14 protein-coding genes are annotated in these 14,171 nt (G+C 61.9%); 1 reads left to right on the forward strand and 13 read right to left on the reverse strand.

Annotation, left to right across the window (positions count from 1 at the left end; genetic code table 11):
* Nucleotides 1-289 precede the first annotated feature (289 nt).
* The 9 genes from AAAX75_RS09760 to AAAX75_RS09800 form a co-directional block, all read right to left on the reverse strand.
* Nucleotides 290-679, reverse strand: coding sequence for a metal-dependent transcriptional regulator (locus AAAX75_RS09760; RefSeq protein WP_349092031.1), 390 nt, complete (start codon nucleotides 677-679; stop codon nucleotides 290-292).
* Between the two features lie 207 nt (nucleotides 680-886).
* Nucleotides 887-1,657, reverse strand: coding sequence for a Cof-type HAD-IIB family hydrolase (locus AAAX75_RS09765; protein WP_349092032.1), 771 nt, complete (start codon nucleotides 1,655-1,657; stop codon nucleotides 887-889).
* 6 nt (nucleotides 1,658-1,663) lie between these two features.
* Nucleotides 1,664-3,523, reverse strand: coding sequence for an ABC-F family ATP-binding cassette domain-containing protein (locus AAAX75_RS09770; RefSeq protein ID WP_349092034.1), 1,860 nt, complete (start codon nucleotides 3,521-3,523; stop codon nucleotides 1,664-1,666).
* A 205-nt stretch (nucleotides 3,524-3,728) separates the two neighbouring features.
* Nucleotides 3,729-4,601, reverse strand: a complete 873-nt coding sequence (pstB, locus tag AAAX75_RS09775; RefSeq protein ID WP_195239469.1) for a phosphate ABC transporter ATP-binding protein PstB — start codon at nucleotides 4,599-4,601, stop codon at nucleotides 3,729-3,731.
* Nucleotides 4,598-5,524 carry a phosphate ABC transporter permease PstA gene (gene pstA / locus AAAX75_RS09780; protein WP_349092036.1) on the reverse strand — a complete coding sequence of 309 codons (927 nt, stop codon included), beginning with the start codon at nucleotides 5,522-5,524 and terminating at the stop codon, nucleotides 4,598-4,600. The genes pstB and pstA overlap by 4 nt, the downstream gene beginning before the upstream one ends.
* Nucleotides 5,517-6,425 carry a phosphate ABC transporter permease subunit PstC gene (gene pstC / locus AAAX75_RS09785; protein ID WP_138112856.1) on the reverse strand — a complete coding sequence of 303 codons (909 nt, stop codon included), beginning with the start codon at nucleotides 6,423-6,425 and terminating at the stop codon, nucleotides 5,517-5,519. Before pstC ends, pstA begins: the two co-directional genes overlap by 8 nt.
* A gap of 24 nt (nucleotides 6,426-6,449) precedes the next feature.
* Nucleotides 6,450-7,409, reverse strand: a complete 960-nt coding sequence (locus AAAX75_RS09790; protein WP_349092038.1) for a phosphate ABC transporter substrate-binding protein — start codon at nucleotides 7,407-7,409, stop codon at nucleotides 6,450-6,452.
* 371 nt (nucleotides 7,410-7,780) lie between these two features.
* Complete coding sequence (locus AAAX75_RS09795; protein ID WP_349092040.1) at nucleotides 7,781-9,217, reverse strand: M20 family metallopeptidase; 1,437 nt, start codon at nucleotides 9,215-9,217, stop codon at nucleotides 7,781-7,783.
* A gap of 54 nt (nucleotides 9,218-9,271) precedes the next feature.
* Nucleotides 9,272-9,934, reverse strand: a complete 663-nt coding sequence (locus tag AAAX75_RS09800; protein ID WP_349092041.1) for an HAD hydrolase-like protein — start codon at nucleotides 9,932-9,934, stop codon at nucleotides 9,272-9,274.
* Between the two features lie 156 nt (nucleotides 9,935-10,090).
* Between AAAX75_RS09800 and AAAX75_RS09805 the strand changes: the two genes are divergently transcribed.
* On the forward strand, nucleotides 10,091-10,951 hold the full coding sequence (locus AAAX75_RS09805; RefSeq protein WP_152067858.1) for a DegV family protein: 861 nt from the start codon (nucleotides 10,091-10,093) through the stop codon (nucleotides 10,949-10,951).
* A 93-nt stretch (nucleotides 10,952-11,044) separates the two neighbouring features.
* On the opposite strand, the gene AAAX75_RS09810 is transcribed toward AAAX75_RS09805, so the two are convergent.
* The 4 genes from AAAX75_RS09810 to tgt form a co-directional block, all read right to left on the reverse strand.
* Nucleotides 11,045-11,353 (reverse strand): type II toxin-antitoxin system YafQ family toxin, encoded by a 309-nt coding sequence (locus tag AAAX75_RS09810; RefSeq protein WP_055250871.1) that lies wholly within the window; start codon nucleotides 11,351-11,353, stop codon nucleotides 11,045-11,047.
* A gap of 2 nt (nucleotides 11,354-11,355) precedes the next feature.
* Entirely contained in the window at nucleotides 11,356-11,655 is a 300-nt protein-coding gene (locus tag AAAX75_RS09815; protein ID WP_349092042.1) for a type II toxin-antitoxin system RelB/DinJ family antitoxin, read from the reverse strand.
* 112 nt (nucleotides 11,656-11,767) lie between these two features.
* Entirely contained in the window at nucleotides 11,768-12,526 is a 759-nt protein-coding gene (locus AAAX75_RS09820) for a TIGR00730 family Rossman fold protein (protein WP_152067856.1), read from the reverse strand.
* Nucleotides 12,527-12,738: 212 nt separating this feature from the next.
* Nucleotides 12,739-13,878 carry a tRNA guanosine(34) transglycosylase Tgt gene (tgt, locus tag AAAX75_RS09825; RefSeq protein ID WP_055285790.1) on the reverse strand — a complete coding sequence of 380 codons (1,140 nt, stop codon included), beginning with the start codon at nucleotides 13,876-13,878 and terminating at the stop codon, nucleotides 12,739-12,741.
* Nucleotides 13,879-14,171 lie beyond the last annotated feature (293 nt).

Genomic DNA, 14,171 nt, shown 5'->3' on the forward strand with positions numbered 1-14,171 from the left:
AGGGCAGCCCTGTGGGCGCCAGCGGAATGTGGGGTCACCGCGCGGTCCGCATCTGATGGTGTCGACGTCAATGGTATACGGGTGCATCATCGACGTCTTCAATACAGAAGATATCAGTGCGGAATGTTTTCAAAACCAAGCCCGGTCCCGGCCTGCATTGACACAGCTGAAGGTTCTTGGGCATCGCTTGCTGGCGGGGTTCCTTGTCTGAGTTGGACTTGGTTGGCGGGGCTACTGGTCCCGGTCGCTGGTTCGCGCTTTGCGCGAACTCCGCGCCACTGTAAGTCAGTTAGGCTTCTGTTGTTGGACCCGCTACATCTTCCCGGCCCAACATCGCCCGTAGCTTCTCAAAGCTCTCCTCGCTCAGGCAATGCTCCATGTGGCAGCCCTCTTGCGACGCGACCTCAGCCGAAACACCCGCATCCTCTAGCAGCCCCACGAAAAAGCAATGACGCTCCCACATTTGGCGAGCGACCTCCAGACCACGCTCCGTCAGATGAACGTCGCGCTTGCCCATTTCGACATAGCCGCTGTTCTCCAGCGTCGCCATGGCCTTGGAAACGCTCGCCTTGGTTACGCCGAGGTGCTCCGCAACGTCGATCGAGCGCACGATGCCCTGACGTTCCGACAGAACGTAGATCGATTCGAGATAGTCTTCTCCGGATTCACGTAGGGCCATGGGCCGCCTTTCGCGATGATTGCTAGTTAGCCTTTGGATACTTTCCACGACTAACTTTACCGCAGAAGTTGCCCATGTCTTACTACTTTGCCTAAAAGTTAGTCGTGTTTCACAAAACGTGCGGGATGAAAACAAAATGGGGACGCCCCGCAAGGAGTGTCCCCAGGTGCCGGCAGAAAAGGAACGTCCCCAAGTGCCGAGCCGCAGCTATAACAGGCCAAAGTGCTTCGCGGCGTTGTAGATTCCGTCGTCGTCCACGGCGGTCGTCACATAGGTCGCCGCGGCCTTCACGGTATCCTGCGCGTTGCCCATGGCCACACTTGTGCCCACGGCCGAGAACATCGACAGGTCGTTCTCGCCGTCGCCAAAGGCAATCGCCTCGCTCGCGTCGATGCCCAGGCGCTCCAGCGTCGCCGCCACGCCCAGGTCCTTGCCGCCGTTAGCGGGAATAATGTCGCAGAACAGGTCACACCAGCGCGTGGTGAGCGAATGCGACACGGCGTCAGTCACGATATGTTCGTCGGCCGGGTCCACAAAGGCGCAGAACTGGTAGACCGGCGCGTCAAAGGCGTGCTCAAACGGCTCCTCGTGGTAGACGATTCCCGCGTTGCTGCCAGCCGTCACCACGCGCTCGGACAGGCGGTTCACAAACGAGTTCTCGCTCTGCATGCACAGCGAGTCATAGCACCCCTGCGCCACCTGGTCCACGATCACCGCAACGTCGTCCGGATCAATCGGACAGCTGCGGTAAGCTCCCTCGGCATCAAAGCAGTGCTGGCCCGAGAGCGTAATGTACGCATCCCAGCCCAGGTCGAACAGCCAATCGGGCATCTGGTAGGTCGGACGGCCCGTGGCGATCACGCACGCGATCCCCTGCTCGTGAAAGCTGTCGAGCACCTGCTGCGCCGACGCCGGAATCCGGTGGGTCTTAAAGCTCAGTAGCGTGCCGTCGATATCGAAAAACGCGGCTTTGATCATCCTCGTCTACTCCTCGCCCTCGAGCTTTTCGCTCGCCTCGAGCCACGCCATCTCCAACTCGTCCATGGCGGCGTGAGCCTCGTCGATCTTTGCCTGCTGCTCGCCCAGCGCCGTGTAGTTGGTGGGGTCGACCTGGGCCATCGCGGCCTCGGCCTCCTCAACGCGGGCGCGCTGCGTCTCCATCTTGCGCTCGAGCGAGCTCACCTCGCGGCGGAGCTTCTGACGCTCGGCGTTGGACAGGCCGTTGGGCTGACCGCTCGACTTGGGCTTTTCGGCCGCAGCAGCCGCGGCACCGGTGTCAAACGTGCCGGTCTTGGCGCTCGGCGCGCCCACGGGCTCGCCCTCGGCGGTAGCGTTGCACAGGCGAAGGTACTGGTCCACGCCACCGGGCATATGCGTCAGGTGGCCGTCGAGCAGCGCCCACTGCTGGTCGGTCACGCGCTCCATCAAGAAGCGGTCGTGCGTCACCAGGATCAGCGTGCCGGGCCAACCGTCGAGCAGATCCTCGACAATCGCCAGCATGTCGGTATCCAGGTCGTTGCCGGGCTCGTCCAGGATGAGCACGTTGGGCTCGTCCAGGATTGTCAGTAGCAGCGACAGGCGACGGCGCTGGCCGCCCGAAAGATCGCCGATGCGGCTCCAGAGCTGCTGCGTCGTAAAGCCCAGACGCTCGCAGAGCTTCTCGGGCGAAGTCTCCTTGCCGTCGATGACGTAGTACTTCTTATAGTTGCTGAGCACCTCGCGAATCGTGTCGCCCATGAAGGGCTCGAGCTCCTCGAGCTGCTGCGACAGCACGCCAAAGCGCACTGTCTGGCCAATCTTCACGCGGCCGCGCGTGGGCGCAATTTTGCCCTGGATCACGTCGAGCAGCGTCGACTTGCCAGCGCCATTCTCGCCCAAAAGACCATAGCGGTCGCCCGCGCCGATGAGCCAGGTCACGTCGGAGAGCACCTGCTTGGGCGCGCCATCGGTATCCGTATAGCCGGCGTCCACGTCGACCACGTCGATAACCTGCTTGCCCAGGCGGCTCACCGCCAGGCGCTTGAGCTCCAGCTCGTCGCGCACGGGCGGCACGTCGGCGATCAGCTCACGAGCGGCATCCACGCGAAACTTGGGCTTGGTGGAACGCGCCTGGGCACCGCGGCTCAGCCACGCAAGCTCCTTGCGTGCCATGTTGCGACGGCGTTCCTCGGTAACCGCGGCCATGCGGTCGCGCTCTACGCGCTGCAGGATGTATGCCGAATAGCCGCCCTCGAAGGGATCGACCTGGCCGTCATGGACCTCCCACATGCTGGTGCAGACCTCGTCCAAGAACCAGCGATCGTGCGTGACCACGAGCATGGCGCCCTGACCGCGCTGCCAGCGAGCCTTTAAGTGGCGCGCGAGCCAGTTGATGGTGCGCATGTCCAGGTGATTGGTGGGCTCGTCGAGCATGAGCACGTCGTAGTCGCCGATCAGCAGGCGCGCGAGGTCCACGCGACGGCGCTGGCCGCCCGAAAGCTCGCCCACCGTGCCCTCCCAGGGCACATCGCTAATAAGGCCAGCCAGAATCTGGCGCGTACGCGGACTCGACGCCCACTCATACTCGGGCGTGTCGCCCACGACGGCATGATGCACGGTGTCGGTATCGACCAGGTTGTCCTTTTGGCCGAGCAGACCGATCGTGGTGCCGCGACGGTGCGTCACGCGCCCGTCATCGGGCTCCAGCGTGCCGGCGAGCACGCTCAGCAGCGTCGACTTGCCGTCGCCGTTTTTGCCGACAATACCAATGCGGTCGCCCTCGCCCACGCCGAGCGTCACGCTATCGAAAATATGCTTGGTGGGAAACTCTAGGCTGACGGAATCGCATCCCAAAAGAATCGCCATATGCCCTGCTCCTTCGTAGAAATTCAACGTTGTCCATGATAGCAGCGAGCCCCACCCCAAACCACCACGAAGGCGCCTGTCCCCTTTGTGGCGGTCGTTTCGGTCGCAGAGCAAAAAGGCGGGCCATCTCCCAAAAGAGATGACCCGCCTCTCCAATCAGTCCCGCGGCAACCGTGGCCACCGCGGGCCTCAAGCATGTCCCGGACTAGGAGAACATGCCGGTGAGGTAATCATTCAGCCGCTTGTCCTTGGGCCGTTGGAAAATCTCGTCAGTCTCGTCGTACTCGACCATATCGCCCATGTAGAAGAACGCCGTGCGGTTGGACACACGCGACGCCTGCTCCATGTTGTGCGTCACGATGACGATGGCGCGGTCGGCAACAATCGACGACATGAGGTCCTCGATCGCCAGCGTCGAGATGGGGTCGAGCGCCGAGCAGGGCTCGTCGAACAAGATCACGTCGGGGTTGAGCGCCAGCGTGCGCGCGATGCACAGGCGCTGCTGCTGACCGCCCGAAAGCGCATGGGCGCTCTTGTCGAGCTTGTCCTTGACCTCGTCCCACAGCGCCGCGCCGCGCAGGCTCTCCTCGACCATGCGGTCGAGCTCGTCGCGGTCGGTGATGCCGTGGCGCTTAGGCGCAAACGTGATGTTGTCGCGAATGGACTTGCGGAACGGGTTGGGCTGCTGGAACACCATGCCAATGGAACGGCGCAGCTCGTAGGTGTTTTCGGTCTTGGTGTTCACGTTGCGCCCGCGATAGTTGATCTCGCCCTCCACGCGGCAGCCGCGAATCTCGCGATTCATGAGGTTGAGGCTACGCAAGAAGGTCGACTTACCGCAGCCCGAAGGCCCAATGAGCGCCGTGATCTCGCCCTTGTGGAAGTCGAGCGACGTATTGTGCAGTGCATGGTGGTCGCCATAGTACACGTTGACGTCCTTGGTGGAGAGCACGACCTCGTCGCTCACGGCCTTGCCGCTCACGCGCACGCGCTTCTCGCTCTCCCCCACGCTCGACAGGAAGTCCTGGGTCTCGGACGATGCCGCTTCGGTTGCGGGCGTTGCATTCATCTCGCTCATTCGGCCGTCATCCTTCTTGCCAGTTGCTTGCCCACGATACGGGCGACTACGTTAAACAGCAGCACGCAAATCATCAGCAGCGCCGCGGTGCCCCAAACAATCTGCTGGGCCTCGGGGCTGCCCTCGCCATAGATCTTGTAGATGTGCACGGCGAGCGACTCGCCGGGACGGAACACGTTCCAAGCGCAGGTGGGGCTCGACAGGTTAAAGCTCAAGAAGTTCAGGCGAACCGGCGAGCTCATACCCGAGGTAAAAAGCAGCGCTGCGGCCTCGCCAAACACGCGACCGGCCGAAAGCACGATGCCCGTCACGATGGCAGGCATGGCCTCGGGGATCAGGATGTGCAGCGTGGCCTCCCAGCGAGTGAGGCCCATGGCCAGGCACGCATCGCGCTGGGCCTGCGGCACGTCCTCGAGCGCCTGCTGGATCACGCGCACCAGGATGGGGATGTTGAACATGGTGAGCGCGACGGCGCCGGAGATGATGGAGTACTTCCAGCCCAGCTGCACCGAGAACACCAGAAAACCGAACATGCCGACGACGATGGAAGGCAGCGAGGACAACATCTCGATGGCGGTGGAGGCGATGTCGCGGATGGGTCCGTCCGGCGCGTACTCAACCAAAAAGACCGCTCCGCCCAGGCTGATGGGCACCGAGATGATCAGGGTGATCAGCAGCAGGTAGAACGAGTCGAACAGCTGGTAGAGCACGCCGCCCTGCGTTCCGTTGGCGCGCGACGGCTCCGTGAGAAAGCCCGGCTGGAACAGCGTCGAGATGCCCTCGAACAGGATATAGGCCACCATGGAGACGACGATGAGCATGACGATGGCGACGATCGCCGTCAACACGCCCGTGGCGAAGCGGTCCTGCTTTTGGACACGCCCGAGCCTCGCCTCGTCGATGTGGATACGCGTGCTAGCCACGAGCCTTCGCCCCCTTGCGGCCGATAAGGTGGATGATCAGGATGAAGATGAGACTCATGCCCATCAGCAGCAGGCCGAGCGCCCACAGAACATCGTCTTGGGCCGAGCCCTCGGCATAGACTGCCATGGACGTGGTGAGCGTGGTGGTGATGGTCGAAGCCGGCGACAGCAGCGACGTCGGCATGGCCTCGATGCCGCCGATGACCATGCGCACGGCGAGCGTCTCGCCAAAGGCGCGGGTCATGCCCAAGATAACCGCGGTCATGAGCGACGGCATGGCGGACTTGAGCACCACGTGCCAGATGGTCTGCCAGCGGGTGTAGCCCAGCGCGAGCGAGCCCTGGCGGTAGCCGTCGGGCACGGCGCGCAGGCCATCGACCGAAAGCGTGGTCATCGTCGGCAGAATCATGACCGCCAGCACGATGGCGCCGGGCAAGATGCCCAGGCCCGTGCTCACGTGGAAAACGCTCTTCATAAGACCGACGACAACGTGAAAGCCGATCAAGCCAAAGACGACCGAGGGAATACCGGTCAAAAGCTCAATAAGCGGCTGAAAAACCTTGGAACCAAACTTAGGCTGGATCTCGACCGCAAAGATGGCAGAGCCGATGGCGATGGGCAGCGCGATGAGCGTGGAGAGCACCATGACCGCAAACGAGGTGACGATCAGGGGCAGGGCGCCGGTATAGGGCAGGCCGTTTTCGGCTGTGTTGGCCAGGTCCCACTTGGTGCCGGTGAAAAACTCGACGACCGAGACGCCGTCCTTGACAAAAGCCGAGAGGCCCTTTTGGGCGACCATAAAGATGAGCGCGGCAACGACAAGCGTCACGAGCGCTACGCACGCGCCCGTGACGCCCAGGCCCACGTTCTCAAGGTCGCGCTTTGGCAGCTGTTTTGCCATTGCAAACCTTTCCGGGGCGATTACTTATTTAGCAGAGACCTTGCCGCTGGCGTCCTTGACGACCTTCATGGCAGAGACGGGGATGAAGCCCTGCTCCTCGACGAGCTTGCCCTGGACGTCGTCGGAAAGCATGAACTCCAGGAAGGCCTTGGTGGCCTCGTCGGCGTCCTTGGAGCAGTACATGTGCTCGGTAGCCCAGATCTTGAAGGAGTCATCAGTGACATTCTTGCTCTTGGGCTCGACGCCCTCGACCTTGATGGCGTTGAACTTGGAGTCATCGAAGTGCGAGAAGTCGAGGTAGGAGATGGCGTTATCGGTGCTGCCCATCTGAGTCTGGACGTCGCCGGACTTGTCGAGCTCGGCGTCGCCCTTAAAGTCGACGGCCTCGTCGCCAAAGACGGCGGCCTCGAAGGTGGCGCGGGTGCCGGAGCCGGCCTTGCGGTTGAGGACGACGATGGTGGCGTCGTCGCCGCCGACCTCCTTCCAGTTGGTGATCTGGCCAGAGAAGATGCCCTTGAGCTGCTCGAGGGACAGGTCGTCGACCGTCACGTTCTTGGAGACGACGGGACCCATGCCCACGACGGCAACCTCGTGGTCGACGAGGTTCTTGACCTGGTCGGCCTCGAGCTTGGTCTCGGCGAAGACGTCGGAGTTACCGATGGTGACGGTGCCTGCGGCGACAGCGGTCAGACCCTTGCCCGAACCGTTGCCCGAGCCGGAAACGGAGACGTCCGGGTTGGCATCCATGAACTTCTCGGCAGCAGCCTCGACGAGAGCCTGGAACGAGGAGGCACCGTCGTAGGTCACCTCGCCGGAGACGGACTCGGCAGTAGCAGCGGCGCTACCCTTGTCGGCGGCGTCGGATGCGCCGGAGCCGCCGCAACCAACGAGACCGAGACCGACGATGCTGGCAAAACCACCAGCGAGGCCGAGGAACTGACGACGAGAATAAGCCTGATCGAGCATGATCTTCCTTTCGTACATGCGACTCGCGGGCACCCTGCCCGCTTTGCTGTTTGGAAAGATACGACCCCGACCGGGCAGCGCCCGCGCCAACTGCGGTTTTTTACGGGCATCTGATAGACCCTTACCGCAAGCTCTGTCCAGCCTTTACAAACGGATAACAATCCAGCGCCGAACATGGCGCACCTTTTACACCAAAGGAACGTCCCCAATGACTACCCCACCGCAACAGAAAAAGCCCGGGCCGAAGCACCGGGCTCGTAATGCAAGTTTGTATCCAAGCAGGATATAGGGGTTTCCCAGGTGCCCGAGATTGCCCCGAAAGAGGAGCGCCGCGTACTTTGGTACGCAAGCGACGGTTTGAGGGGCAAGGTCGGGTGCCTGGGGAAGCCCTACAGTTCCAGTTCGTTGAGACGAAGGATCGCCACGATGTAAATCTTGAGCGCCTGTTTAAGCTGTTCTTCGCTGGCACACTCGTTGGGGCCGTGCATCTGGCCGCCCCACGCGGGCAGCTCCAGGCCGGTCTCTTCGGGGCCAAACGAGACGGCGCGGGCAAAGTTGCGCGCGTACGTGCCGCCGCCCATGGCAAAGGGCCCAGCATGCTTGCCGGTGAACTCGTTATAGGTATCGATAAGCGCCTTCACGGCCGGATCATCGGCAGAGACTGAGAACGGCACCTTAGCGCGACCCAGCTGGCACGTCACGCCAAAACGGCCCACGAGCGGGTCGAGCTGCTCGCGGATGGTATCGGCACTCGTACTGTCGGGGAAGCGCACGTCGATGACCTGCTCAATATGGCCATCCGCCACGCGGATGACTCCAGCGTTGCAGGTAAGCGGGCCAAACGCCGGACTCGTCGCATCGATACCTAGGCCGCGGCCATAGGCATCCGCATGCACAAAGGCCAGGAACTTGACGAATTCGTGCTCGGCAGGCGTCAGCAGGCGCTCGTCGCGTGCACCAAACGCGTCCTCGGCCTCGCGCAGATACGACACAATCAGGCCGACGGCGTTGATGGTGCCCTCAGGCATCGAAGCGTGGCCGCCAATACCGTGGGCGAAAATCTGCGCATGGCCATTGTCGAGCGCCGTGATCTCCAGGCGGTCGGCGTTCTCAACGGGCGCCGGCAGCTCATCGGCGGCAATCGAAAGCTCGCAGATGGACTGCGACGGAATGGCATTGCTCGCCTCGGAGCCGCTCCACGACACGATGCGCCCGCCGTCGATCTTGGGGCTAACGAACGTCGCCCCAAACTGGCCCTTCTCGGCATTGCAGACCGGGAACTCGGCATCGGGCGTAAACAAAAAGTCGGGGTCTGCGTGATTCTCCAGATAATGGTGAACGTCGGACATGCCCACTTCCTCATCGCAGCCCAGCAGCGCGCGGAAGGTATAGCGCGGCACAATGCCGTGCTTGAGCAGGTAGGCACCGGCGTAGAGCGACAACACCGCCGGACCCTTGTCATCAATCACGCCACGGCCGAGCAGCCAGCCCTCGCGACGCTCCATCGCAAACGGGTCGGTGTTCCAGCCGGGGCCGGCGGGCACCACGTCCACGTGGCAGATGGTCGCGAGCTGCTTGTCGCCGCGACCCGGGATATCGGCAATGCCCACATAGCCCTCGTCGTCGCTCGTCTGGTAGCCGAGCTTTTGCGCAATGCCGAGCGCGCAATCGAGCGCATCACGAACCGGGCGGCCAAACGGCGCGCTAGGCTCCGCATCGGCAGCAACGGCTACGGACGGATAACTCACCAGCTGCTCGATATCGGCGACGACGTCCTCCCAGACCTCGTCGACATACTCGGTAACGCTCTGCTCCACCTGATTCATGGACGACCTCCTTACCAATGAGCGACGGGTACGCCCGCCCCTCACATCAAATACTTATATAGCGAAAAGTTTAGCAAGCTCGGCCACCGAGTGCACCACCGCATCGGCGCCCGCAGCCTCGTGCTCCCCCGGCGCCGCCGCACCCGAATAGATGCCAATGCACGGCACGCCCATCGCGTGCGCGCCCTCGACGTCGTTAAAGCGGTCGCCAATCATCACGGCCTCGTCCGCGGTCGCGCCCAGGGCCGCCAGCGCATCGCGGACCGAATCCGCCTTGGTCTCGCGGCCCTGCGGCGGATTCATGCCAACCACGGCCTCAAACTGAGAAAGCCCCAGTTCACCCACCATGTCAACGCACTTTGCCTCCATGCGCGACGTCGCCACGGCCAAGCGCTTGCCCTGGGCGACCAACCCATCCAGCAGCTCGGGGATCCCGTCGAACACGGGATACTCCTCCGGTCCCAGCTCGTCAAAAAAGGCGCGGTACTCGTCGGCCACCACAAGCGACTCCTCGCGGGAGAAGCCATAAAAGTCGTGAAAACTCTTCCACAGGGGCGGCCCGATCATGCGACGCAGGTCACCCATCTGCGCCTCCGAAAACCCGCGTGCAGCCAGCGTCTTGCGCGTCGAGGTCATCACCGCCCGACCCGTATCGGCCACCGTGCCATCAAAATCAAACAGCACGACCGGCCGCTTGCATATCTCCAGCGCCTCCATCGGCATCCCTCTTCCCCAGTTGACGATTTCCACACCGACACTTCAAACTGTTGACTATTCAACAATTTAACCTAGCAATGTAGAGCAACTCCACTATACTTGTCGCACTTTGCTCTCAGAAGGCGGCGCCGTCGCGCCCCAACGAAAGGTGCAATTATGTCTTTTGCCATCATAACCGACTCCACGTCGGACATCTCCCCCGCCCGCGCCCAAGAGCTCGGCATTTACGTGATTCCGCTGCATGTGATTATCGAGGGCGAGGACCTGCTCGACCAGGTGCAGATTACCGCCCAGGAGTACGTCGCGCGCATGGCCGGCTCCGAGCAGCTGCCGCACACCTCGCAGCCGAGTGCCGGCGAGTTCAAGGAACTCTTTGACCGCGTGCGCGCCGACGGTCACGATAGCGCCATCTTTATCTCGCTGTGCAGCGAGTGGTCCGCCTGCTATGCCAACGCCAGCCTGACGGCCGAAACGCACGAGCTCGACGTGCGCTGCATCGACTCGCGCACCGGCTCGGGCGCCGAGGGCCTGCTGGTGGAGTACGCGCTGGCCATGCGCGAGGACGGCCGCAGCCTGGACGAGACCGAGGCGCAGATCCGCGCGACGCTGCCCGACGCCCACCTGCTGCTGATTCCCCGCACGCTCGAGAATCTCGTTAAGAACGGCCGCGCGCCCAAGCTCGCCGGCCAGCTCACGCAAATGCTCAACATTCGCCTGGCCGTTTCGCCGGAGTGGAAATCGGGCGAGATCAAGGCCATAAAAAAGGGCCGCGGTGCCAAACGCATCGTTACCAACACCATGGCCGATTGCCTCGCATTTTTGGCCGAGCATCCGGGCTCCAGCGTGCGCGTGCTCACGACCGGCGCCGCCGAGGAGCAGGAGCTCGTCAGCCAAGCGCTCGCAGGCCAAGACTATGTAGACGCCGGCACCGGCCCCATCGGCTGCACCATCGCCACCCATGTAGGCGTCGATGCCATAGCCATCAGCTACTGCCCCCGCTACCAGCCCATCCACTAGGGACGCCCACATCAGTTGCGGTGAAATAGGGACCGTTTTTGGCTTATTAGCTGTCAATCAATCCCTATTCCACCGCAACTTGGAAATCGGCGATCAGCCCAGCGGACCCTGAAACAGCTCCTGATGAGTGCCCATTCTCACCAGCCTAATCACTGGGTTAGTCTTATGGGGAAGATAAAGAACGACCACATCGACCAAGCCATCGGATAGGTGGAAATCGATGTGGCCGTTGTAGTTTCCGCCCGGGTTTGAGAGCTCGTGGGCGCCATACTCCGCCGGAAGTGACCCATGAGCCACAAGCTCTGCAACCGCCGCTTTAAACTCACTTTTTAGCTGCGGATGCATGCGCATCGTTCGTTTGTAGTCCACCTTAAATTGAGCCTCGACTTTAATCTCGAACATCGCTATTCCTCATCGAGGAATGACATAAGCTCATCAGCGTTATTGAATGACAGGCTATCGTCCGGCAAAATCCCCAACTCATGAGCCTCGGCAATCACCATGGCGCGCCTCGTCGCCTCGTTGGGCACCTCCGCCCTTCCTACAATCTCAAAAGGAATCTTTCGCTGATTTACAAGCTGCCGAACGGCAAGATTGAGATAGGAATTGAGGCTGAGGCCGACCGAATCCAAGAACTCAGTCGCCTGTTCCTTGAGCCCCTCTTCGATGCGAACCGTCGCAGGCTTAACCGTTGCAGTAGACATATGCGACCTCCTCGCCTCGTCTTTTGCATCAGTATACCCAATATAAATGGCAATCTGATGTTAGATAACATCAGATTGCCATGCGTATTCATGTCGCGTGGGCACGATTGATCTACATCAGCCCGCTCAGGGCGATGTCGACGGCTTCGTTGAGGTCGTCGGTGATGTGCACGAGCTCGGGATCGAGCGGGCTGATCATGCCGGCGTCCATCACCGGGCCGTTGAGCCAGTCGAACAGGCCCTGCCAGTACTCGGTGCCCACCAAAACGAGCGGCATACGCTTGACCTTGTGCGTTTGCACCAGCGTGAGCACCTCGAACATCTCGTCGAGCGTGCCAAACCCGCCGGGAAACACAATAGCGCCCGAGCTGTATTTGACGAACATGGTCTTGCGCACAAAGAAGTAACGGAAGTCCATGCCGAGGTTCACGTATTTGTTGAGCCCCTGCTCGTGCGGCAATTCAATGCCCAGGCCAACTGACTTACCATTGACGCTCGCCGCTCCCTTGTTGGCCGCTTCCATGATGCCGGGGCCGCCACCGGTGATAACCGCCACGCCGCGCTGGGCAATCTTACGCCCGACGGTGCGCGCCGCCTTGTAGAGCGTATCGGTCTTGGGCGTGCGGGCGCTACCGAAGATGGTCACCGCAGGTCCGAGCTCGGCAAGCGCGCCAAAACCGTCGACAAACTCGGCCTGGATGCGCAGTACGCGCCACGGATCGGCATGCAACCAGTCGGTCGACTCCTCGGGCGCCAGCAGGTTAGCGTACGTATTGTCCTTAGGAATCATCGGGCCGCGCATGACCACGGGGCCGCGGCGGTACGTCTCGTCGTAGGCAGGCTCGCCCTCGACATTCTCGTTCTTAATCATGGGTACTCCTATCGAGAAAAAGAAAACGGGCGGGGTCGACGCCATGCGTCAAACACCCGCCCGAACATCAACTATTCGGTATGGTACCCACGATGCATCATGCGCTTGCAAGGCATCGGTCAGCGGTCGCGCAGACAGTGTTAGCGAACGCGACGACCGGCCGGCGCTCGCCCCTTGCCGTTGCCCGCGCCCTGCAAGCGCCCGCGCCGCCCTTAGTAATCCACCGCCGCAGGGCTGTTCATCCAGTCACTCACGAACGCGCCGTAACGACCCTCGATAATGGCCTGGCGAGCACGCTGCATAAGGTTGAGCAAGTAGTAGATGTTGTGCATCGACAGCAGAATGCCGCCGAGCATCTCCTTCTGCGTGACCATGTGGCGAATGAGCGCGCGGCTGTAGCCGCCCGTGCACACCGGGCAGGTGCAGGTGGGATCGATGGGACCATCGTCGTGCGCAAAGCGAGCGTTGCGGAAGTTGAGGCGACCCTCGCTGGAGAACGCCGTACCCATGCGGCCCGTGCGCGTCGGCAGCACGCAGTCGAACATGTCGATACCCACGCCCACACCGCGCACGAGGGTGGTGGGGTTGCCGACGCCCATCAGGTAGCGCGGCTTGTGCTTGGGCATGTACTCGCTTACGAGCGGTGCCAGGGTCTCGAACATGGTCTCGTGGTCCTCGCCCACCGAGTAGCCGCCAATGCCGTAGCCCGGGAAGTCGCCGCACTCCTCCAGATGGCGCAGCGAGCGCAGGCGCAGGTCCAGATGCATGCCGCCCTGAACAATGCCAAAGAGTGCCTGGTCATCGCGGGTGTGAGCTTTATAGCAGCGCTCGGCCCACATGCTCGACAGCTCAACCGCGCGCTCAACGTAGGCGCGCGTGGCAGGATAGCCGGGGCACTGGTCGAGCTGCATGCAGATGTCGGAGCCGAGCTTCATGGCGATTTCCATGTTGTCCTCGGGCGTCCAGAACACGTGGCGGCCGTCGTAGTCATTGACGATAAAGCGCACGCCCTCGTCGGTGAGCTTGACGGCGTCGTTATGGCTAAAGACCTGGAATCCGCCCGAGTCGGTGAGGATGGGGCCGTGCCAGTTCATGAACTTATGCAGTCCGCCCAGCTCGGCGATGGTATCCTCGCCGGGGCGCATGGACAGGTGATAGGTATTGGCAAGCACGATCTGGGCGCCGAGCTGTTTGACGGTCTCGGTAGGAATGCCCTTGACGTTTGCCTTGGTGCCCACGGGCATGAAGATCGGTGTCTCGATGTCGCCGTGCGGGGTGTGCAGCACGCCGGCACGCGCATGCGTCGTCGGGTCCTCGGCGATCAGGTCGAATTTAAAAAGGCTCTGGTCCATAAACTGGAACTCCTTGGTTGCGGTTCATACGCAAACCATTATACGGGCAACCCGCAAGAAGCACCGACTCGACAGAAACTGATGCAAAGGGGTCATAGTCGTTTAAGAACGTCCCCAACGACTAAGTCATTACCAACAACAAAGGTAACGCCGATGTTTTGGTACCGACAGACACTATGACCCAATCCGAGGGCACTAAAAAGATAGGAGCCCCCGCTCGTGACCGCGGGTCGGGGCTGCGACAATGATGTTGAAGTGCCATAGGCGCAGCCGCGCCGCAACGAGGTTGGGAG

The organism is Collinsella sp. CLA-ER-H7 (assembly GCF_040092345.1).
Classification (GTDB): Bacteria; Actinomycetota; Coriobacteriia; order Coriobacteriales; family Coriobacteriaceae; genus Collinsella.